Below are 22,045 nucleotides of genomic sequence, written 5' to 3'. Positions count from 1 at the left end.
TTGGACAACGGCGCTTTTTGTTTCTGCCCGACCAATTTGTCCAAATATTTTGTTATAATTAAATAGACATTTTATTGAAAATTGATTCTTGCAGGGGGAATCACATGAGGAACCGTTCATTTTGGCGAAAAGCCGGTGTTTTTTTCCTTTCTTTTTTGTTAACAGGAAGCCTGTTCCTTACGTCGAACATTCCATCCGCCCGTGCCGGGGACAACGACGGCACCCTCTCACAGGAAACCACATGGAAAAAACGACAGTTAAGGGCCCTGTGGGTTGCTTCTGTCACCAATATCGATTGGCCTTCCGCACCGGGCCTCCCGATCGGACAACAGCAACAGGAATTTATCCAAATCTTGAATGAAGCGAAGGAACTGAATATGAACGCCGTTGTGGTGCAAATCCGCCCGACCGCGGATGCTTTTTACCCTTCCAAATTAAATCCCTGGTCCAAATACCTAACCGGTACACAGGGAAAAAACCCCGGTTATGATCCGCTCGACTTCATGGTTCGCGAAGCCCATAAGCGCAATCTGGAATTTCATGCCTGGTTCAATCCTTATCGCGTCAGCATGGATACAGAAACCGACCAGTTGGCGCCAAACAACGTGGCGCGGTTGCACCCCGACTGGGTTCGATCCTACGGCGGAAAGCTCTACCTTGATCCCGGTCTTCCCGAAGTGCGAGCCTACATTATCAACAGCGTGATGGAAGTCGTCAACCATTATGATATTGATGCTGTTCATTTTGATGACTACTTTTATCCCTATCCCGTTTCCGGAATCGATTTTCCTGATGACCCAACTTATCAGAAGTATGGAGCCGATTATCCCGATAAAGGGGACTGGCGACGCCACAATGTCAATTTATTGGTAGAGCAACTTTCCCATGCGATCAAAGAGGCAAAACCTTATGTAAAATTCGGGATTTCCCCTTTCGGCATCTGGCGCAATCAAAATACCGACCCGACCGGTTCCGATACAAACGGTCTGCAAAGTTATGACTCGATTTACTGTGATACCCGCACCTGGATCAACGAGGGATGGATCGATTATGTCGCACCGCAGATTTATTGGAATTTCGGCTACGCTCCGGCTGCCTACGAAAAACTGGTCGATTGGTGGGCCCATGAGGTAAACGGCAAAAATGTTCACCTGTATATCGGACAAGCGGCCTATAAAATTGGCCACAGCACCGAAGCTTGGGACGATCCGGAAGAAATGCCCAACCAGCTGCTCTTCAACAATCAGTTTGCTGAGGTAAAAGGAAGTATTTTCTTCAGCTATAAAGACGTGAAGGCCAATTATCTCGGTTTCCGGGACCGTCTGAAAAATGATTTATTCAAATATCCGGCACTGATTCCGACGATGCCGTGGCTGGATGACAACCCACCGAAGAAGCCGAAGCTGTTAAAAGCGGAAAACAAAAGCGGTTCGGCTGTTCACCTGGTTTGGAAGGACCAGTCGAAAGGGGACAGCACAGCCTTTGCCATCTATCGTTTCTCCAGCGCAAAAGAGATCAGTCTCAATCGTCCGCAAAACCTGATCGCCACAGTCAGAAAAAACGGGAATGGCCTGCAAACATTTGATGACCGAACGGCTGAAAACAAACCTGCAATCTATGTAATCACCGCCCTCGATCGGCTGCATAATGAAAGTAAACCAAGCAATCCGATTTTTGTCCGTTAAAAACCGTTTTAGGCATGGAGTTCGTTCCATGCCTTCCCTTCCCCGAATTCACACATGAGGCCGATTTTTAATAAATTGTAAAAGACTTGAAAAAATAAGCTGAGAGTCTGCTTTATAATGAAATTAATAAGCAATGTTCTATCATATGGAGCACAAACATTGGAATTAAAAGGATTTTTTCAATCGTTCCATAAAAGCTAAAATAGAGATAGAGAAACGAATCGGCAGCCAATCCCCTTGCTGATTCGTTCCGAAGTGGGCAGGGCTCTTTTGGGAGAGGGAAACCATGATGAAAACAAAACGAAAGCATAATTGCATAAAACGGCTGGGCAGGACCTTTCGCTTTAATTTTCTCAAGTTGTTGCGTTCACCCGGCGGGGCGAAAAAAGTATCGCTGGGGTTTGCGCTTGGTTTCGGTTTGGAAATGATCGTCATCCCCACATGTTCGCTGATCTATATCCTGTTTTACCCGATCGTCCGCCTGTGCAAAGGTTCGCTTCCGGCAGCGATTATCGGCAACATCATCGGGAAATTAACCTTCTTACCCGTCATAATGCTCCCGGTCTCCAAGAAACTGGGCGAATGGATCTACCCGGTGAATACCGGGACGATGAATTTTGAAGATCACTCTTTTACCGAGATTTTTTCAGGTAATTTGCAAATTCTTTGGGACATTTTGCACGGCGGATTGCACGTCCTGATCGGGCAGTCCATTTTGGGAGCGCTGTTCGGGTTTATCTCCTACTTTATTATTTATCGTTTGTATGAAAGTAGAAACTTCTATAAATTGCTACGAAACTGTTCATAATTTACGCCCCTTCCTTCATGGGAATCAGGGGCGTTTCTTTTTCCGCAATAGCGATTTTCAGATCAACAGATTTTCTATTTTAAAATAGAAGGCCCCCGCTTTTCCGTTTGGGCCAAAGGGAACGACAGGGAAGTGCGGGGGCCGTGGATTCATGTCTTCAGGCGGTCTCCTCGATCGGCCACTCCGTCCGGCGTAACTCTTCAACCACGAGATCGCCGAACTCCTCCGTACTGACCGCCAGTTGATTCTCGCTGGCCAAATCAGGTGTCCGCACCCCTTTTTCGAAAACGGTGCGAACCGCTTGTTCAACCGCGGCGGCGGCTGCCTCATAACCGAAGGAGTGACGAAGCATCAATGCCGCGGAGAGGATCGCTGCGGCCGGATTGGCCACGCCTTGCCCGGCGATATCCGGTGCTGATCCATGAACCGGCTCATACAGACCGATCGTACCTTCTCCCAGGCTTGCGGATGGCAACATTCCGATCGATCCGGTTAAAATCGCCGCTTCATCGCTTAAGATGTCGCCAAACATATTCTCCGTCACGATGACATCAAAAGTGGCGGGGCGGCGAATGATTTGCATCGCACAGTTATCGACCAACATGTGCTCCACCTGGACATCAGGATAATCTTTGGCTACCCGGTTGACCACTTCCCGCCAGAGCCGGGAGCTTTCCAAAACATTGGCTTTGTCAACCGAAGTAACCCGTTTTTTCCGGCCGCGTGCAATCTCAAACGCCAAGCGAACAATGCGCTCAATCTCGAACTCGTGATAAATCAACAGATCCGTCGCCACTTCTCCCTCAGGCGTTGTTGTCCGCTCTTTGTCGCCAAAGTAAATGCCGCCGGTCAATTCGCGAACCACCACCAGATCAACTCCGGCAAGCACCTCAGGCCGGAGAGTCGAGCTGTTTTCCAAGCCTGCAAACAGGGTGACGGGACGCAGGTTGGAATACAGTCCCAACCCTTTCCGGATACCGAGGAGAGCTTGCTCCGGTCTCAATTCCGGCGGATAGGAATCCCAGTCGGGTCCGCCAACGGCTCCGAGCAGAACCGCATCGGATTTTTCGCAGAGCTCCATCGTTTCCGGGGGGAGGGGAATGCCCACCCGGTCGATCGCTCCTCCCCCGATCATTCCGTACTGAATGGAGAACGAAAATCCAAATTCTTTCTCAACTTGCTGCAAAACTTTTACCGCTTCCTGGGTGATTTCCGGACCGATGCCGTCTCCCGGCAAAACGGCAATTTTTTTCACTTCGCTCACCTGACTCCACTCCTCTCAAGATGCCGTTATCTTCGCCATTCCGTCCCCGGCAGCCGCGCCTGTTCGCCTGAGCAGGCGATTCACCGCATCCAGATATGCCCGGGCGCTCGCTTCCAACACGTCGGTGCTGACTCCTCTTCCTCTCACGGTCCACTCACCTTGGCTCAACTGAACAAAAACCTCTCCCAATGCGTCTTTTCCCTGTGTAACCGAATGGATGCGATAATCTTTCAATTCCACCTGTACGCCGGTCAAACGGTCAATCGCCTTAAAGATCGCATCGACCGCCCCGTTTCCGCAAGCGGCTTCTTCCGATACCGAACCATCCGAAACCCGCTTGATCTGAAGGGATGCGGTAGGCAACGAATGACTCCCGCAGGTGACCAGCAATGACTCAAGTGTATAAGCATCTTTTGCATCGCTCATTTTTTCCTCGACCAAAGCAACGATATCCTCGTCCGCGACATCCTTTTTGCGATCGGCGAGTTCCTTAAAACGGATGAACAATTGATTTAATTGCTCTTCATTCAATTCATATCCCAACTGCAACAACTTATCCCTGAAAGCATGCCGGCCGGAATGTTTTCCCAAGACAAGGCGGCTTTCCGTCAGACCGACGGTCTCCGGCCTCATGATCTCGTAAGTTTCCCTGTTTTTGAGCATTCCGTCCTGATGAATGCCGGATTCATGTGCAAACGCGTTGGCACCGACCACCGCTTTATTGCCAGGAACCATCATGCCTGTCAATTTGCTCACCATGCGGCTGGTGCGATGGATTTCCCGCAAATTGAGAGTCGTTTGCAGCTGGTAATACTGCTCCCGCGTCTTGATCGCCAAGGCAATTTCTTCAAGCGCGGCATTGCCGGCCCGTTCACCGATTCCATTGATCGTGCATTCCACCTGGTCGACCCCGGCTTCAATCGCCGCCAGGCTGTTGGCCACCGCCATGCCCAGATCGTCGTGGCAGTGTGCGCTCAAACGAACCTGCTCCACTTCAGGCACGGCCTTTCTTACATTCATGAACATCTGCGCATACTCATTCGGAGTGAGATACCCCACCGTATCCGGCAGATTGATCACGCCTGCCCCCGCTTTAATCGCTTCCCGGACTACTTCGGCCAGAAAGTCGATTTCCGTTCGACCCGCATCCTCACATGAAAATTCAACGATCGGAAACAGCCGTTTAGCATACCGGATCGCTTCTCGCACCCGCTCAATGACCTGTTCCCGGCTCATCCGGAGCTTATACTCGCGATGAATTGGCGAGGTTGCCAGAAAGAGGTGCAGATAGGGTGATTCGGCTGCGCGCAACGCCTCCCACGCCTGATCGATATCTCCCTTGACCGAGCGGGACAAACTGCAAACAGAAGCATTTTTCACCCGGCTGGCAATCTCACGCACTGCTTGCATATCTCCGGCTGAGGAAGCGGCAAACCCGGCTTCGATCACATTTACTCCCAACCGTTCCAGCTGGATGGCAATTTCCACTTTCTCACGAGGGCTGAGGTTCACACCGGGCGACTGCTCCCCGTCGCGAAGGGTTGTATCAAAAATGGTGATCGTGCGCATAACCGCTTCCTCCTTTATGATTTATCTTTATTGTTGAATCGGTTCTTTTTGGCTCACCCATACCATCATCTCTCTCAGCTTCGCTCCGACTCTCTCAATCTCATGCTCTTTCTCCGCTTCTCTCATCGCCGTAAACTGCTTGCGGCCGGTTTGATTCTCCTCAATCCAGCGGCGGGCAAATGTTCCGTCCTGAATCTCTTTTAACAGCTGCTTCATCGCTTCACGACTGCTTTCAGCCACAACCCGTTTTCCGCTCACATAATCCCCGTACTCCGCCGTGTCACTGATGGAGTAACGCATGCCGGAAAGGCCGTTTTCATACATCAGGTCAACGATCAACTTCAACTCGTGCAAACACTCAAAGTAGGCGACTTCCGGCTGGTACCCGGCCTCAACCAGCGTCTCGAATCCGCTTTTGATCAACTGGCTGACCCCGCCGCACAATACCGCTTGCTCTCCAAACAAATCCGTTTCGGTTTCTTCTTTAAATGTCGTTTGGATCACTCCCGCTTTGGTGGAACCGATTCCTTTGCAGTAAGCCAGAGCGAGCGCGTGCGCATTGCCAGTCGCATCCTGATGAACCGCGATCAGGGCGGGAACCCCGAAGCCTTCGCAATATACCCGTCTTACCAAGTGACCCGGCGATTTGGGGGCTACCAGAATCACATCGACATCTTCGGGCGGAACAATCTGGCCGAAGTGGATGTTAAAACCGTGGGAGAAAAAGAGAGCAGATCCCGGTTTCAGGTGCGGTTCCACTTGTTCCTTGTATACTTTGGCCTGAAGCTCATCAGGAAGCAGAAGCTGCACCACATCGGCCCGTTTCACCGCTTCATCCACTTCAAACACCTGGAATCCATCGGCTTCGGCTTTTTCCCATGACTTTCCTTTTCTCAGCCCCACGATCACGTGTACCCCGCTGTCACGCAGATTTTGCGCCTGGGCATGCCCCTGGCTTCCATACCCGATTACCGCTACTGTTTTTTCCGAAAATAATGACAAATCTGCATGATGCTCATAGAACATTTGTGCCATCTTCATTCCTCCTCAGAGAATTGGTCCTTTTTTTATTGGTCAAACAGTCGCTTTTACCTTGTTTAAACCGCGTTCCAGGGCAATCGCACCGGTGCGGGCAATCTCAATGATGCCGTACGGGCGCAGCAGTTCAACCATTGCTTCCAGTTTCGCCGGTTCGCCCGTTACCTGAATGGTAAGCGACTGTGGACTCACATCGACGATCGAGGCGCGAAAAGGTTCGACAATGCCGAAAATCTCGGCTCTCACCGCCGAAGTTGCTTCCACTTTGATCAGAAGCAGCTCCCTTTCGACGGTCTTTTCTTTTTCCAAATGTTCAACCTTAATCACATCAATCAATTTTTCCAATTGTTTTCTTACCTGTTCCAATGTCTGGTGATCGCCGCCGGTGATAATGATCATGCGGGACAGGCCTTCTTTCTCCGACTCTCCTACGCTGATGCTCTCGATGTTGTAATTGCGTTGCCCGATCAGACTGGCAACGCGGGCCAACACCCTTGGCTGATTGTTTACCAGTACGGAAAGGATATGCCTCATCTAGATCTCATCTCCCATTACCATCTCATCCAAGCCTGATCCCGGCGCCACCATCGGATAAACATTCTCTTCCGGGGAAACCCAAAAGTCGACGAGGGCCGGTCCCGGGTGGGCCAAAGCTTCTTCCCAGCATTTTTTCGCCTCGTCTTTGGTGTGGGCCCGCCAGGCTTTTACGCCATAGGCTTCCGCCAGTGTGACAAAATCAGGGCTGCCAGCCAGATCGACTTCGCTATACCGCTTTTTGTAGAAAATTTCCTGCCACTGGCGTACCATGCCGAGGCACTGATTGTTGATGAGCGCCACTTTCACGGGGATATTTTCCAGTGAAACGACGGCCAGCTCCTGCGCTGTCATCTGAAAACCCCCATCGCCGACGACTGCGATTACCGTCCGATCCGGATAAGCGAGTTGTGCCCCGATCGCTGCCGGAAAACCGAATCCCATCGTTCCCAGCCCACCGGAGGTCAGCAGGGAACGCGGATGGTGGAAACGGTAGAACTGAGCCACCCACATCTGGTGTTGTCCGACATCGGTCGTAATGATCGCTTCCCCTTGAGTCGTGCGGTAGATTTGCTCAATCACCCATTGCGGTTTCAGGCCATCTTCCGTCTCTTTGTATTGAAGAGGGAACCGCTGCTTCCATTCATCCAGCTGATCCATCCACTTGTTTGAGCGACTGCGTGGAACCTCCTGATTGATCAGCTGAAGCACGGATTTGACATCCCCGTTCAGCGGAATGTAGGTCCGCACATTTTTGCCGATTTCCGCCGGGTCGATATCGATGTGGGCGATTTTGGCTTTTTGCGCAAACTTGTCAATGCGCCCCATGGTAACCCGGTCATCGAATCGCGCCCCGATCCCGATCAGAAGATCACACTCCAGCAGGGCGTGATTGGCTGCATAAGTCCCGTGCATTCCCGGCATCCCGAGCCAATGCGGATGGGTTCCGGGAAAACCGCCGATGCCCATCAAAGTGGTCGTGACCGGAATGCCCGTTTTTTCCGAAAACGCGATCAATTCACCCGCCGCACCGGAGCTGACAACCCCGCCTCCAGCCAAAATCAGCGGTTTTTTCGCCTCGGCAATGGCTTCGTAAAGCTGTTCGACTTGTTCCCTTCCGGGCGTTCGCCAAGGATGAAACCCGGGAATCTCAACGCTTTCCGGATATTCAAAAGCGGCTTTCGCATTGGATACGTCCTTCGGGATGTCGATTAACACCGGACCCGGCCTGCCCTGAGTCGCAATCGTAAACGCCTCTTTGACGATCCGCGGCAGGTCATTCACATCGCGCACTAAATAATTGTGCTTTGTAATCGGCATGGTAATGCCCGTGATATCTGCTTCCTGAAAGGCATCGGTTCCCAAAAGGGACTGATCCACATTGCCGGTGATGCAGACCAGCGGAACGGAATCCATCATCGCGGTGGCAATCCCGGTCACCAGGTTGGTTGCTCCCGGACCGGAAGTGGCCACGACGACGCCAGGTTTCCCCGTCGCACGCGCATAACCGTCCGCCGCATGAATGGCACCTTGCTCATGGCGGGCCAACAGGTGGCGGATCTGCCCATCATAAAGCGAATCATAAATCGGTAACACAGCTCCACCCGGATAACCGAAAATCACCTCGACTCCTTCCTGGATCAAACATCGAAGCAAGATTTCTGACCCGGTAAACTTTCTCTCCTCAACCTTCGTCTCAACTAACTGACCAGACAGGGTTTCCATCTGGGGAGCCACTGGCATTTCTCCTCCTTTTAAAAAAGCAAAAATAAAAAGAACCTGATCCGCCCTTTGCTCGCATGCCAAGCAGCGCTCATTGGGACGAACAGGTTCGTGGTACCACCCAATTTTGTCGACTTCTCGCGAAAATCGACCTCACTGAGTATGGATCAACTCCATACTCCTGCCGTTAACGGGACAACCGGTAGTGTACTACTCAGCGCTGCAAAGCGCCTTTCGACACTCAACTCCAAGGTGAGAGATGTACAAGGCTGCGGTTCCGGTCTCAGCAAACCCGGACTCTCTGTATCGCGCCTCCTTGCCATCGTCCTTTTCATCGTCTTAACTTATCGAATTATCCGACGAATCGGCATTGCAAAAGCAATCCCTGCAATTATTGGAGGAAATATTGGATCGGATAAATAAAGAAGCTTCAATCTTGTAACCCTCGGGTAAAGATTTTGATTATTTAGCTGATATTATAGTCATCATCCTAAACAGCTGTCAACACAGTTTCTCTCATTTTTTTATTACAAATTTGCAATCGTTTACAAAATTCTAATAATCCGCTCCCGACAGGGAACGGAAGAAAAGTCACACCTCTCTTAACACAGCTCCGGTATTGGCCGAAGTGACAAGACTCGCATACCGGCGCAAATATTTTCCGGAAACCTGAACGTCCGGAGCTTGCCAGCGGGCACGTCTGGCAGCCAGTTCTTCTTCATGGACATCCAGATGAAGGGTTCCTTTTTCCAAGTCGATCTCAATCCGGTCTCCCGACTGAACCAAAGCAATCGGTCCGCCTTCTGCGGCTTCAGGTGAAACATGGCCGATGCAAATGCCCCTTGTCGCTCCGGAAAAGCGGCCGTCTGTGATCAGCGCGACTTCCTTGCCCAGGCCCATTCCAACAATGGCCGAGGTCGGTGAAAGCATTTCAGGCATTCCCGGCCCGCCCTTGGGACCTTCATATCGAATGATGACCACATGGCCCGGTTTTACCTTGCCCAAGGCGATCCCGGCCAAAGCGGAATCCTGTGATTCAAAAACAATGGCTTCGCCGGAAAACTTCGTGATTGACGGATCAACGGCTCCCGCTTTGATAACTGCGCCATCCGGAGCAAGATTTCCGTACAAAATTTTCAGACCTCCCGTTTGGCTGTGGGCCTCTTCCACCCGTTTGATCACACGGGGATCTTTTATTTCGGCTCCGGCGATATTTTCCCCAAGCGTCCCCAGTGTCACCGTCTTCGTGTCGAGATGAAGCAAACCGTCGATGCGGCTTAACTCATTCAAGATCGCCGAAATCCCGCCGGCGCGGTCCACGTCTTCCATATGCCACTGCCCGGCCGGGCTCACCTTGCAAATATAGGGAACGCGTTTGGAAAGTTCATTGATGCGGGACAACGGATACTCCACCCCGGCTTCATGGGCGATCGCCATCGTATGCAGAACGGTGTTGGTGGAACCGCCCATCGCCATGTCCAGGATAAAGGCATTGTCCAACGCTTTTTCCGTCACAATATCCCGCGGTTTGAGGTCGGCTTCGATCAGGCGGATGATTTGCCGTGCCGCGCGCCGCGCCAATTCTTCCCTCTCAGGAGTCCGGGCGAGAATGCTTCCGTTCCCCGGCAGAGCAAGCCCGAGCGCCTCGGCCAAGCAGTTCATCGAATTGGCGGTGAACATGCCGGAACAGGAACCACATCCCGGACAACCGAATTTCTCAAGGGTTTCCAATTGCTGTTCATCAATTTTCCCCGCCTGATACGCTCCGACGCCTTCAAAAACGGACGAGAGGTCCACTTTGTCTCCTGCCGGCGTCACACCTGCAGCCATTGGACCACCGCTGATGAAGATCGTGGGAATATTAACCCGGAGCGCGCCCATCATCATACCGGGTGTAATCTTGTCGCAATTGGGGATGCAGATCAGCCCGTCAAACCAGTGGGCGAGCGCGACCGTTTCCACCGAATCGGCGATAATTTCCCGGCTGGGCAGAGAATAGCGCATTCCGATATGGCCCATGGCAATCCCATCGTCAACACCAATCGTATTAAACTCAAACGGAACGCCACCAGCTTCCCGTACGGCTTCCTTCAAAATTTCGGCAAAACGGTTAAGGTGGATGTGCCCCGGAATAATTTCCACAAACGAGTTGCATATGCCTATAAACGGTTTGCCAAAATCCTCTTCCTTGACGCCGGCCGCACGGAGCAATGCACGGTGGGGAGCCCGGTCAATTCCTTTTTTGATTCGGTCACTTCGCATCTTATCACCTTCCCTGGATGGTGCAAACTTTTTTTCATATCAGTTTATATCAAATATTTTTTTATGTCACTCTCTTATTTTCGTAAATGTAAGTTGCCGACCGGGTCGATGGAGAAGCGCTCACGCCGGACCGAAACGGGATGAGCGTTCGGTCTCCAACATTCCTGAACGAAATACGGTATTTTCCTGCGTGCAAATCAACCTGCCTGACTGGGCAAATTCCACACTCGGCTCTATATAGATAAATTAATATTTTTAATAAATAAATTTATATTGCCTGAATAAACGAAAAAAGATATAATGATGGTTAAACTATTTCACTTACTTAAACATTAGTATTATGAATCCAACTGTATGAATTAAGGAGATTTTCTTATGTCAGACCGATTGGAAATGAGTCTGGAACTCGAACAGGTTTTTCGCCATATTTTGCGTGATTTGCGACGGGATTTGGCAGAAATCTGGGGTGATCGAATTAACGGAGCGGAGTTTGGCGTCTTAAAACAATTGGAGCAAAAGAGCCCGCAAATCGTGACGGCGCTGGCACAGGAATTTAATGTTTCCGTAAGCCACATCACCCATGTCGCCGACCAGCTGGAAAAGAAAAACCTGGCCTACCGAAAGCGTTCCAAGCTGGATAAGCGGGTGGTGGAATTGCACATATCCGAACTCGGAAAAAAAACAATTGAAGAATTGTCTTATAAAAAATCGGAGTATTTTCGCCGTAAGTTTGAAAAATTAACCACCGAAGAGATTGAAACACTTTTGACTTTGCTGCAAAAGATAAGTTAAACAGATAAACAGATAATCTCTTTTTGCTCCAGTCCGGGATCATGACAGCAGTCGACCCTTGACCATTCAATCATTCCAAAAAGGGGTTACCAGTCGGTGGAACACTTATCCTCCAAGCAGAAGATGACCATCATGGTCGCGATTGTTGCCAGTTTACTGTTTGCGGCATTGAATCAAACGATCGTGGGAAACATCATGCCGCGGATTATCGCCGAACTGAAAGGAATGGAGTATTTCCAGTGGGTGTTCACCATCTATATGCTCACCTCGAGCATTACCGTGATTTTGGTCGGAAGGCTGTCAGACAACTATGGGCGGAAGCCATTTATCCTGATCGGCTTGGGCATCTTTGTGATCGGGTCACTTCTTTGCGGTACTTCATCGACAATTCTTGAATTGATCTTGTTCCGCGGATTGCAGGGATTTGGCGGAGGGATGGTGATGTCCACCGCCTTCAGCGCTGTCGGAGACCTGTTTTCACCCAGAGAACGCGGGCGCTGGCAGGGAATCATGAGCGGATCGTTTGGCCTGGCCAGCATTTTGGGGCCTGCCCTGGGCGGGTATATCGTGGATCACTTGGCGTGGCATTGGTGTTTCTGGATTTTCCTACCCTTTGGCATTATCGCATTCGTCTTGATCTGGTTCCTTTTCCCGTCCGTTCCCAGAAAAGGGCCTGTCTCAATCGACTACCTGGGCTCCCTTTTCCTGATGATCACCATGATTCCCTTGCTGCTGGCCTTTTCCTGGGCCGGCACGCGATATGCATGGACATCACCGGTCATTCTCGGACTCTTCGCCGGATCTGCCGCTTTCCTGATCCTTTTTCTGCTGATTGAACGATCGGCACAAAATCCGGTTTTACCCCTCAGCCTTTTTCGCACATCCATTTTCTCCCTGTCCAATGCGGCTCTTTTTTTGATCGGATTTGCCATGTTCGGTTCGATTATGTACACCCCCTTCTTCATTCAGGGGGTGCTGGGGCTGTCGGCAACCCATTCCAGCTTTCTCATGATGCCGATGACCCTCGGCATGGTGCTCGCCAGCACCGGGTCCGGGCAAATCGTGACCCGCACCGGACGGTATAAATGGATTGCGCTTACCGGGCTGGTCATCATGGCCTTTGGCGTATTCAGTATGACAACCCTCACGGAAAACGCCGACAATTGGCAAATCGCCTGGCGCATGCTGTTGATCGGCATCGGGCTGGGCAGCAGTTTCCCGATCTTCAACCTGACGATTCAAAATGCAGTCGATTACAGGTTTCTCGGGGTGGCCACTTCCGCTTCCCAATTATTCCGCCAGATGGGCGGTACGGTTGGGGTTTCCATCATGGGAACGGTGATGAATACAGCGATTCAAAGCCGGATGGGCACCTTGATGGCCAATATCCGCCACCATTTGCCCGCTGCGGCCAGAACCCCGCAGATGCTGAAGAAAATCGCATCGCTCGGCAATCCGCAACTGCTGATGGATCAAGCCCAGCTCATCCAGATTCGCTCCCGTTTGCCCGGTTCGCTCATTCCCGTGTTCGACACCATCGTTTCATTCTCAAGGGGAGCGCTTACCATCGCGATTCACCATGTTTTCTTCATTGCCGGCTTGATTTTGCTCATGGCGATTCTCATCGCGCTTTTGGTCAGGGAAATCCCGTTGCGCACCTCCAATGCGCAGGCGGTGGAAGAAGATCCCGACTGGCAGCGAAAAACAGCTTAATTCTCTTACACTCTCGCCACAGAGAGTGTTTTTTATGCAAAAAAGGCCCTTTTCCTCCCGGGAAATCCGGGCCGGAAAAAAGCCTTTTTGTGAGTCTGGGTTACTTTGCGTTTTTCGCAACGTTGACCAGTTCAGCAAATGCTTTTTGATCGCTGACGGCCAGTTCAGCCAGCATTTTGCGGTTGATGTCCACACCTGCCACTTTCAAGCCATGGACAAATTTGTTGTAGGAAAGACCGTTCATCCGCGCAGCAGCATTGATCCGGGTAATCCACAGTTTGCGGAAATCGCGTTTGCGTTGACGGCGATCGCGATAAGCGTACATCAAGGATTTCATCACTTGTTGTTTCGCCGTGCGGAACAAACGGTGTTTGGAACCAAAATAACCTTTCGCCAGTTTCAGTACCTTTTTGCGACGAGCGCGAGTAACGGTACCACCTTTCACTCTAGCCACAATAAATCCCTCCTGAAGTAACTTCTGTCTCTAATCAATTGCTTACATATATGCGATCAGTTGCTTAATCCGTTTTACATCGCCGGAATGAACGAGTGCGCTTTTGCGAAGCTTGCGTTTGCGCTTGGCAGTTTTTCCTTCGAGCAAGTGGCTTTTAAACGCATGGTTGCGTTTCACTTTGCCTGTTCCCGTTTTTTTGAAACGCTTTGCTGCAGCGCGTTTGGTTTTCATTTTTGGCATCGCGTGTATCCTCCTTGCAACTACTGTTTCGGTGTTAAAATCATAATCATTTGACGGCCTTCAAGCTTTGGCGGACGCTCGATGTCCGAGATCTCCTTCACCTCGTCCGCCATGCGATCCAAAATCCTGCGGCCAAGCTCCTGGTGCGTGATTTCACGTCCGCGGAAACGGATGGTCAACTTCACCTTATTCCCTTTTTGCAAGAACTTCTTCACGTTGTTCAGCTTGGTTTGGACATCATTTTCTTCGATCGACGGACTCAGACGGACTTCTTTAATCTGAATGATCTTTTGGTTTTTGCGGGCTTCTTTCTCCCGTTTGCTTTGCTCATAGCGGTATTTGCCATAGTCCATGATTCGGCAAACAGGCGGCTTTGCTTGCGGTGCGACATTGACAAGATCCAGATTCGCTTCCTGCGCCAAGCGTAATGCTTCCCTGAGCGGTTTAATCCCCAACTGCGACCCATCGACTCCGATCAAGCGAACCTCACGAGCACGGATCGACTCATTAACTTGGTGCTGATGTTCCTTGCTGATAACCTGCCACCTCCGGAAAAGTATTGAAAACAAAAAAATGCGGGCGCAAGTAAACGCCCGCATTTAAATCCCATTATCACAAGGAAATTCAACCGTTTCCTAATGACCTGTCAACAGCAACACAGCGTCGATCAGGTGAGAAGCGGGCGCTTCTTCTTGCATGATGAAGATATCGTATCATACGCTAACAGGAAATGTCAAGCTTACGCCGTTTCACGATCACAGACAGACAACAGGGTATCGAAAAATATCCCTGCTGTCAAGCGAGTCCTGATCTCATCCTGCGAAGCCCCTTTATGCCCATTGAAGGCAAGGGCACTCCGAGCGGATTGGCCTACAACCTGCCTGTGCGGTGACTTTATCTTCTTTCGCCGATCTCCTCTTTCAGCTCACGGATTACCTCATCCAGCGGTTTGGCGCCGAGATCCCCTTCGGTGCGCTTGCGGACGGCTACCGTTCCGGAATTCAGCTCTTTTTCCCCGACGACAAACATGTACGGCACTTTTTGCACCTGAGCTTCACGGATTTTATAGCCGACCTTCTCGTCACGCGCATCCAGTTCGACGCGGATGCCGGCTCTTTGTAATTCATCCGTCACTTTTCGGGCATATTCATTATAATCGCGGGAAACCGGAATCACGCGCACCTGAACCGGCGCCAGCCAAAGCGGGAAGGCACCGCCGTAGTGTTCGACGAGAATGCCGATAAACCGATCGATGGAACCGTAAATGGCGCGGTGAATCACCACTGGCCGATGCCGTTCATTATCTTCGCCGATGTAGGAGAGATCGAATTTCTCCGGCATCTGGAAATCGAGCTGAATTGTGGCGCATTGATGGCTGCGTTTCAGGGCGTCACGAATGTGGAAATCGATTTTCGGACCGTAGAAGGCGCCATCCCCTTCATTGATCCGGTAGTCGATTCCGGCGCGGTCCAACACGCTTTTCAGAGCGGACTCCGCTTTTTCCCACAATTCATCGGATCCCATCGAATCTTCCGGACGGGTGGAAAGCTCAACGGAATAAGGGAATCCGAAAACAGAATAAATTTGGTCAATCAGTTTCAGCGCATTCATCACTTCTTCTTCGATCTGGTCCGGGCGCACGAAAATGTGGGCATCATCCTGGGTAAACGTTCGAACGCGCAACATTCCGTTTAAAGCGCCCGACAACTCATGGCGGTGCACTTGCCCGAACTCGGCCAGACGGAGCGGGAGATCACGGTAAGAGCGAATCTCATTTTTAAAGATCAGCATGTGCCCGGGGCAATTCATCGGCTTGACGGCAAATGTGGCTTCGTCCACATCGGTGAAGTACATGTTTTCCCGGTAATGATCCCAGTGGCCCGATTGTTCCCAAAGGCGCTGATTCATCATGAGCGGCGTGCGCACTTCTTTGTATCCCGCTTTGGTTTGCATTTCGCGTGAAAGCTGCTCCAACTCATTGCGCAGGGTCATCCCGTTCGGCAGGTAGAACGGCATCCCCGGAGCCTCTTCGGAGAACATGTACAGCTTCAGTTCACGCCCCAGTTTGCGATGATCCCGTTTTCTGGCTTCCTCCAGAAAATGCAGGTACTCTTCCAACTCCGATTTTTTCGGCCAGGCCGTGCCGTAAATGCGCTGGAGCATTTGGTTGTCGGAATCGCCGCGCCAGTACGCCCCGGCCACACTGAGCAATTTGAAGGCTTTGATTTTCCCCGTCGACGGCAGATGCGGACCGCGGCAGAGATCGAAAAACTCTCCCTGCTCATAAATGGTGATCACGGCATCTTCCGGCAGGTCGCGAATAATCTCCAGTTTCAAATGGTCTCCCACTTTTTCGTAAAGGCGGATCGCTTCTTCCCTGCTGACCACTTTGCGGACGATCGGCAGATTCTCTTTGACGATCTTGTTCATCTCCGCCTCGATCTTCGGAAAGTCTTCCGGCGTCAGGCGCACCGGCAAATCGACATCATAGTAAAAGCCGTCTTCGATGACCGGACCGATTCCCAGTTTCACGTCAGGGTAAAGCCGTTTTAAAGCCTGTGCCAGCAAGTGCGCCGTACTGTGCCGGTATACCTCGACTCCGTCTTTGTCTTCCAGCGTCAGAATTTGCACCTGGGCGCCGTCGGGAACTTCCCGGTTCAAATCGACCACTTTTCCGTCGATTTTTCCCGCCACCGCTTTTTTGAGCAAACTTTTGCTGATCGATTCCGCCACGTCGCTTACAGTCACCCGGCGGTCGTATTGGCGAATCGAACCGTCAGGCAATTTCACTGCCATTTCCATTTTGCTTCTCCTCCTTCAGTATAGGAAAAAATAAAAAACGCCCGATCCCCGGAAAGGGACGAGCGTTGCTGTCGTGGTTCCACCCTTTTTCAATCCCGTTGCAAACAAAAAGAAAACCAACGGAATCCTCCAACACAATAACGGTGTGTTGCCGGCAACGGATACTGGCAAACTTCCGCGTTCCCCGTTGCAGCTTGAAGGGGGTAAGCACCTTCCCAGCGGGTACAGGGGTTTGCAGCCGGTGACCCCCGCTCTCTGAAACCATGGAAAACTGCTCGTGTCCTTCGCATTGCCGCTAAAATTGAAATTTTTATGTATTATACTCATTTCCCCGCATTTTAGTCAAGCATCTTCTCCCCATTTTACTGCCGGTTTGCACCGGCTGCAACCATCACAAAGCATAATGCGGCCTTTAAAGATTTGCAGCAGGGTGCGGATCACATTTTCATGCCGTTGTTCCGTATGTACGACCACCCGTTCAGGCACGGCTGTCAGCAAGGCGCCCAGAATATAATCCTCATTGGAAAAAGGAGTTTCCCATCCTTCATACCCCCATTCATTCAATTCTTTTTGCGGAAGCGTCCGGCCGTCTGCCAACAGCAGCCGAAACCCGCCATCCGCCTGGTGAACAACATGAATCAAGGGAACCTTGGGAACTTGGAGTTGAACAAATTGGCGCAACAGACGGATAAATTCCTTATATTCCTGATCAAGGCGATAGGAGGCGACTGCTTCTTTGACACAGGAGGCCAGTACGCGGAAATGTCCTTTCATGCGAAAGCGCACATAACCGTCAACAGCCAGCCGGCAATTCTCCCGCAAGTACCATTCCACTTGTTCCGCCAATTTCTCCCTGCGGTCAGCGTAGACGGATTTCTTGTACTCCCAGGCGCTCGACTTCAGTTGCCTGAACACCTCCCGCCTGATTCTCCCGACCTCTTCATGCGAACGAAAAGGATCATACCGGCGGATCATCCAATTGATCAGGTCCGGTTCAATCTGATCGCATATGTAGCGCGCCACGGCCCAACCCACTTTTTTTCTTATTTCTTCTTCACGTCCCGGCGGAAATTGGAACCAAAAAAAATGTCTTCCTTCAATTTCCGCCAACGTCAACGAACAACGGCGTTCGGCCAACAGATTTTGCAGATAGGGCCGCAAGCGCAGTACTTTTTTTCGGTCATGAAAGCGAACGGAAATTAAATAATTCACCCAATTCCCCCTTTCGGCAAAAGCTTAATAACAATATATGGGATTGCGGGAATCTGTATACACAAATCGCCCGGCTTTACAGAAAACCCTGTCGCAACAGCCGGTCAATCTTGCCTCCCGCCACAAGCATGGAACGCGCCATTTCCTTCGGTGTATCACATTTAAGCCGGGGGAATTTGGATGCAGCCGGCAAGGCGGACAGCGCACAAAAGAGCCGGATTGAATAATAACAATTTTTATTCTTCTGTCCATTGTTTCGTTTTCATGTTAAAACGCCTCCCGCCATCATGGAATTGCAGGTAACAAGGAAGAGGAAATGAATCTCCACCTGCTTCCAAAAACCGGTCTGAGAACCACTCGTACAAATATTCTTCAGCGCATTCGTCAAATTCTTCCATTTCACCATCATCCAGTTCGGTTGGATCAAAGTAACGAACAGATGAGAAGTCAAACCCCAGATCTTGTAACTTCGCTTCATAAATCGAACAGGACCCTTTCATTGGTATTGGACGAATTCCATAGAATCCCTCATATCCTTCTACATAAAATAAGATCCATTGGGTATCCGGAGGATAAGCTTTCCAACGATCGTTCTCTCCATCATCCCTTAATCACCTGCGATATTTTTTCTAAGTTTGTGATTCACATATGAATGGCGCTTGGTCCCCCTTATACAAACGGGGAACTCTTCTTTCACGTCTGCGGCTTAAACCATCTGCCAAGTTTACCTCCTGGCAGAGGTCAAGGGCAACACCCTGCCCCGACCTGCAACAGCGGTTTAAAACCAGCCCGATGAAGCCGCCTGCTGATAAAAAATATGGCCGACCAGATAAACAAATCCGATTGCAGCCAAAACCAGCGATAACGTGCCGATCAGATGATCTTCCTTTCCCCCGCTTTTAATATGAATCCCCAGTTTTTTCAGATTGAATTTTTTATGATAAGGCCACAAATAAGGTACACCGGCCGTGGTTAATGTGTCCGCAAATAAATGGGACAAATAGCCCATGACCACTGCAAATACATACGGGGGCGAAATCAGGTACGTAACCCAGCCAACGTAGAATACCGACAGAACCGAATGGGTAACCGTCCGATGAGGAACATAAGCCACCCCGGCTGCATAAATGCCAATGAGAAGAACCCACAACGGCAATCCTTTCACAAAATAAAGCGCAGCCATAATCACCCCCAATGCCGCTAACGCAAAGGAACGATAGGTTCGCTTCAATGAGGGAAAGATAAAGTTATTGATCAGACTCCCGTCTTCATCAATGTCCGGCAGAAGCGAAGCGAATCCCGACAGCACAATTGTCAAGCTGAGTTCGGCTACGTCATCACTCCCGGATGAACAGGCCAGTCCCACTCCTGTGGCGATTCCGATAGCCACATGCGTTTTTCCTTGCACTGTTTCTCCTCCTCCAAGAATGCCAATATGTAAAAAGTTCCATACAACCTTCTTAAAAATATCAAAGTTTTATAATAAAATCCATTTCACAAGAACAGTTTTATTATTTATAAAATAAATTACCAAAGAAAAAAACCCTGATCAGAATATACTCTGACCAAGGTTTTTGTGGTGTTCTCGCTAATTCTGCATGACAAAATCGCGGGCGGCAGTCTCGTTCTCCCCGAACACATGCAAAATTTGATATTTGGTATTGCGTTGGGCGGGGATTTTTCCTGCTTCCCGGATCAGGCGCAAAATCAGATTGGTATTCACTTTATGTGTCGTTCCCGCAGCTGACACCACGTTTTCTTCAATCATCGTACTGCCAAAATCGTTACAGCCATACTGGAGCGACAACTTGCCGATTTCCGGCCCCATCGTCACCCAAGAAGATTGGAAATTAGGGATATTATCCAACATCAGCCGGGCAATCGCCACCGCTTTCAGATACTCTTCCGGCGGAAGTTTTTCCCGTTTCAGATTGGTATGATCCGGCTGGAACGTCCAGACGATGAAAGCGAGGAAGCCTTTGGTTTCGTCCTGCGCTTCCCGGATGCGAAGCAAATGGTTAATACGGTGTTCGTAGGTTTCACCAAATCCGATCACCATCGTCGCGGTCGTATGCATGCCAACCCGGTGCGCTGTCTGCATCACATCCATCCAGTCACGCCAAGACCCTTTCAAACGGCTGATTTTCCTTCTGATCTCATCATCCAGAATCTCAGCCCCGCCGCCCGGAAGCGAATCAAGGCCGGCTTCCTTGAGCTGGCGAATCACTTCTTCCAGTGATAATCCGGATACTTCCTTCATTTTGAGAATTTCCGCCGGTGAGAAGGAGTGCATCGTAATGCCGGGAAATCGCTTTTTGATCTCACGGAGCAAATCAGTATAATATTCGAACGGCAAATCCGGATTTGTTCCGCCTTGCATCAGGATTTCCGTCCCTCCTACATCAACGGTCTCCTGGATCTTTTGAAAAATCGTCTCATTGGGCAACACATACCCTTCCGGAGACCCCGGCGCGCGATAGAAAGCGCAAAAACGGCAGTAAGTATCGCAGACATTGGAATAATTGATATTTCGCCCGATCACAAATGTAGTTACCGGCTCGGGATGCCACTTCTTCATGATCTGGTCAGCGGCCCGGCCCATTTTTTCGATTTCGTCGCTTTCCCATAATGCGATCCCATCTTCCAATCCCAAACGCTCACCGGCCAATGCCCGTTCCAATATGGAATCGATCTTCGTCATATATTCTCACCCTCCCTGACCAGGTCGGACAATCATTTGATTCAGGCGTGTTGAACGGATATCCTGTATCGGTATCAACATACCCGAATGAGATTACCTTGTTTATCGTATCACAAATGACGGGAAATTGTCATAGCCAGGGATAACGGCAACTATCCGATCCAGGTGGTTTTATCAGCAAACGGGGTCCGTTTTGCGGCAGGAGGCCGGAGATCCGGATAACCGGTATAAACAAAGCCGACGATTTTCTCATGGTCTGCCAGTGCAAATTCCTGTCTGGCCGCCGGATGATATGCCGCTTTTCCGGTTCGCCAAACGGCTCCCAAACCAAGCGCATGCGCGGCGAGCAACATATTTTGCACAGCCGCATGACAAGCCGCCAGCTCCTCTTCCTCAAGCACATTGGGACGGTCGGCAGGAGAAGCGACCACCACGATTACCACCGGAGCGCGAAACGCCTTGTTCAATTCACGCCGTAATTGCTCCTCTTTTTCCGCCGGCGAGAGTTCCTCGTTCTTTTCGTTCGCCACGGCCATCATCACATTGCCCAAACGCTTCCGGCCTTCCCCCGTCAGAACCAAAAAGCGCCACGGCTCAGTCCGGTGATGATTCGGAGCCCACGTCGCCGCTTCCAGCATTTTTTCGATTTTCTCTTTCGGCACCGGGTCCGGCTTGACCTTGCCGATACTCCGCCTTGTGCGAATCGCTTCAAAAAGTTCCATCCGTTTCCCCTCTTTTCGCTCCATCAATTGATAATCGTTCTCATTTTACTTCATTGTACGCCAGAAGCCGTTCACCCGTCAATCAAAACAAAAAGCCCCCGTCAATCAAACGGAGGCAAAAAAATAACCTTCCGGGCGGAAGGACTTGGACCTGGTGCCGAGGGTCGGACTCGAACCGACACGGTAGTACACCCACCGCAGGATTTTAAGTCCTGTGCGTCTGCCAATTCCGCCACCCCGGCTTATAAAAAATGGAGCGGAAGACGGGATTCGAACCCGCGACCCTCGCCTTGGCAAGGCGATGCTCTACCCCTGAGCCACTTCCGCAAGATGGTGGTTCGGGACGGAATCGAACCGCCGACACGAGGATTTTCAGTCCTCTGCTCTACCGACTGAGCTACCGAACCAAACAAAGCTATTTGATTGGCTGACAAAAGAGATTATAACACGGGGAAAGATGGATTGCAATTGTTTTTATTATTTTTTTGTGATCACAAATTCCGAGAAGTATCATCCATCGGTCTCCC

Annotated in this window: 19 protein-coding genes, 3 tRNA genes and 1 other annotated feature; of the genes, 4 read left to right on the top strand and 18 right to left on the bottom strand. The window is 50.6% G+C overall.

The window, feature by feature from the left end; genetic code table 11:
- Positions 1 to 104 precede the first annotated feature (104 nt).
- Together JG50_RS0111100 and JG50_RS0111095 are read left to right on the top strand one after the other, a co-directional pair.
- Positions 105 to 1,685: a glycoside hydrolase family 10 protein gene (locus JG50_RS0111100; RefSeq protein ID WP_052154222.1), complete on the top strand. Its 1,581-nt coding sequence runs from the start codon at positions 105 to 107 to the stop codon at positions 1,683 to 1,685.
- A 286-nt stretch (positions 1,686 to 1,971) separates the two neighbouring features.
- Positions 1,972 to 2,493 (top strand): DUF2062 domain-containing protein, encoded by a 522-nt coding sequence (locus JG50_RS0111095; RefSeq protein WP_033101145.1) that lies wholly within the window; start codon positions 1,972 to 1,974, stop codon positions 2,491 to 2,493.
- A gap of 157 nt (positions 2,494 to 2,650) precedes the next feature.
- On the opposite strand, the gene leuB is transcribed toward JG50_RS0111095, so the two are convergent.
- The 6 genes from leuB to ilvD all read right to left on the bottom strand — a co-directional run bounded on the left by leuB (position 2,651) and on the right by ilvD (position 10,882).
- Positions 2,651 to 3,757, bottom strand: a complete 1,107-nt coding sequence (gene leuB, locus JG50_RS0111090) for a 3-isopropylmalate dehydrogenase (RefSeq protein ID WP_033101144.1) — start codon at positions 3,755 to 3,757, stop codon at positions 2,651 to 2,653.
- 15 nt (positions 3,758 to 3,772) lie between these two features.
- Positions 3,773 to 5,344, bottom strand: a complete 1,572-nt coding sequence (locus tag JG50_RS0111085) for a 2-isopropylmalate synthase (protein ID WP_309485158.1) — start codon at positions 5,342 to 5,344, stop codon at positions 3,773 to 3,775.
- A gap of 9 nt (positions 5,345 to 5,353) precedes the next feature.
- Positions 5,354 to 6,361, bottom strand: a complete 1,008-nt coding sequence (ilvC, locus tag JG50_RS0111080; RefSeq protein ID WP_033101142.1) for a ketol-acid reductoisomerase — start codon at positions 6,359 to 6,361, stop codon at positions 5,354 to 5,356.
- A 39-nt stretch (positions 6,362 to 6,400) separates the two neighbouring features.
- Entirely contained in the window at positions 6,401 to 6,898 is a 498-nt protein-coding gene (gene ilvN, locus JG50_RS0111075) for an acetolactate synthase small subunit (RefSeq protein ID WP_033101141.1), read from the bottom strand.
- Positions 6,899 to 8,623 (bottom strand): biosynthetic-type acetolactate synthase large subunit, encoded by a 1,725-nt coding sequence (ilvB, locus tag JG50_RS0111070; RefSeq protein WP_033101206.1) that lies wholly within the window; start codon positions 8,621 to 8,623, stop codon positions 6,899 to 6,901. It abuts the gene before it with no gap.
- 588 nt (positions 8,624 to 9,211) lie between these two features.
- Positions 9,212 to 10,882, bottom strand: a complete 1,671-nt coding sequence (gene ilvD, locus JG50_RS0111065) for a dihydroxy-acid dehydratase (RefSeq protein WP_033101140.1) — start codon at positions 10,880 to 10,882, stop codon at positions 9,212 to 9,214.
- Between the two features lie 375 nt (positions 10,883 to 11,257).
- On the opposite strand from ilvD, the gene JG50_RS0111060 reads away from it, so the two are divergent.
- Positions 11,258 to 11,674: a MarR family winged helix-turn-helix transcriptional regulator gene (locus tag JG50_RS0111060; RefSeq protein WP_052154221.1), complete on the top strand. Its 417-nt coding sequence runs from the start codon at positions 11,258 to 11,260 to the stop codon at positions 11,672 to 11,674.
- Between the two features lie 96 nt (positions 11,675 to 11,770).
- Positions 11,771 to 13,387, top strand: coding sequence for an MDR family MFS transporter (locus tag JG50_RS0111055; protein WP_052154220.1), 1,617 nt, complete (start codon positions 11,771 to 11,773; stop codon positions 13,385 to 13,387).
- Between the two features lie 100 nt (positions 13,388 to 13,487).
- Here JG50_RS0111055 and rplT read toward each other — a convergent pair whose 3' ends face one another.
- From rplT to JG50_RS0110990, 12 genes are all read right to left on the bottom strand, one after another.
- Entirely contained in the window at positions 13,488 to 13,841 is a 354-nt protein-coding gene (gene rplT / locus JG50_RS0111050) for a 50S ribosomal protein L20 (protein ID WP_033101139.1), read from the bottom strand.
- 42 nt (positions 13,842 to 13,883) lie between these two features.
- On the bottom strand, positions 13,884 to 14,081 hold the full coding sequence (gene rpmI / locus JG50_RS0111045; protein ID WP_033101138.1) for a 50S ribosomal protein L35: 198 nt from the start codon (positions 14,079 to 14,081) through the stop codon (positions 13,884 to 13,886).
- 20 nt (positions 14,082 to 14,101) lie between these two features.
- Complete coding sequence (gene infC / locus JG50_RS0111040; RefSeq protein ID WP_081943868.1) at positions 14,102 to 14,680, bottom strand: translation initiation factor IF-3; 579 nt, start codon at positions 14,678 to 14,680, stop codon at positions 14,102 to 14,104.
- Positions 14,643 to 14,781: a sequence feature (ribosomal protein L20 leader region), on the bottom strand. It overlaps the preceding gene by 38 nt.
- 194 nt (positions 14,782 to 14,975) lie before the next feature.
- Positions 14,976 to 16,883: a threonine--tRNA ligase gene (gene thrS, locus JG50_RS0111035; RefSeq protein WP_033101137.1), complete on the bottom strand. Its 1,908-nt coding sequence runs from the start codon at positions 16,881 to 16,883 to the stop codon at positions 14,976 to 14,978.
- A gap of 342 nt (positions 16,884 to 17,225) precedes the next feature.
- Positions 17,226 to 18,095: a putative sporulation protein YtxC gene (gene ytxC / locus JG50_RS0111025; protein WP_033101135.1), complete on the bottom strand. Its 870-nt coding sequence runs from the start codon at positions 18,093 to 18,095 to the stop codon at positions 17,226 to 17,228.
- Between the two features lie 236 nt (positions 18,096 to 18,331).
- A complete protein-coding gene (locus tag JG50_RS0111020; RefSeq protein ID WP_033101134.1) occupies positions 18,332 to 18,595 on the bottom strand; it encodes a hypothetical protein in 264 nt (87 codons plus the stop codon).
- A gap of 278 nt (positions 18,596 to 18,873) precedes the next feature.
- Positions 18,874 to 19,503 carry a metal-dependent hydrolase gene (locus JG50_RS0111015; protein WP_033101133.1) on the bottom strand — a complete coding sequence of 210 codons (630 nt, stop codon included), beginning with the start codon at positions 19,501 to 19,503 and terminating at the stop codon, positions 18,874 to 18,876.
- Positions 19,504 to 19,683: 180 nt separating this feature from the next.
- Complete coding sequence (mqnC, locus tag JG50_RS0111010; RefSeq protein WP_033101132.1) at positions 19,684 to 20,796, bottom strand: cyclic dehypoxanthinyl futalosine synthase; 1,113 nt, start codon at positions 20,794 to 20,796, stop codon at positions 19,684 to 19,686.
- Positions 20,797 to 20,948: 152 nt separating this feature from the next.
- Positions 20,949 to 21,518 carry a nitroreductase family protein gene (locus JG50_RS0111005; protein WP_033101131.1) on the bottom strand — a complete coding sequence of 190 codons (570 nt, stop codon included), beginning with the start codon at positions 21,516 to 21,518 and terminating at the stop codon, positions 20,949 to 20,951.
- A gap of 152 nt (positions 21,519 to 21,670) precedes the next feature.
- Positions 21,671 to 21,760: transfer RNA gene (locus JG50_RS0111000), tRNA-Leu, on the bottom strand.
- 10 nt (positions 21,761 to 21,770) lie between these two features.
- Positions 21,771 to 21,845 (bottom strand) — tRNA-Gly (locus tag JG50_RS0110995).
- 4 nt (positions 21,846 to 21,849) lie between these two features.
- Positions 21,850 to 21,925 (bottom strand) — tRNA-Phe (locus JG50_RS0110990).
- Positions 21,926 to 22,045: the final 120 nt, after the last annotated feature.

Source organism: Thermoactinomyces daqus (assembly GCF_000763315.1).
GTDB lineage: Bacteria > Bacillota > Bacilli > Thermoactinomycetales > Thermoactinomycetaceae > Thermoactinomyces_A > Thermoactinomyces_A daqus.
This window is presented reverse-complemented; position numbering and strand designations above follow the sequence as displayed.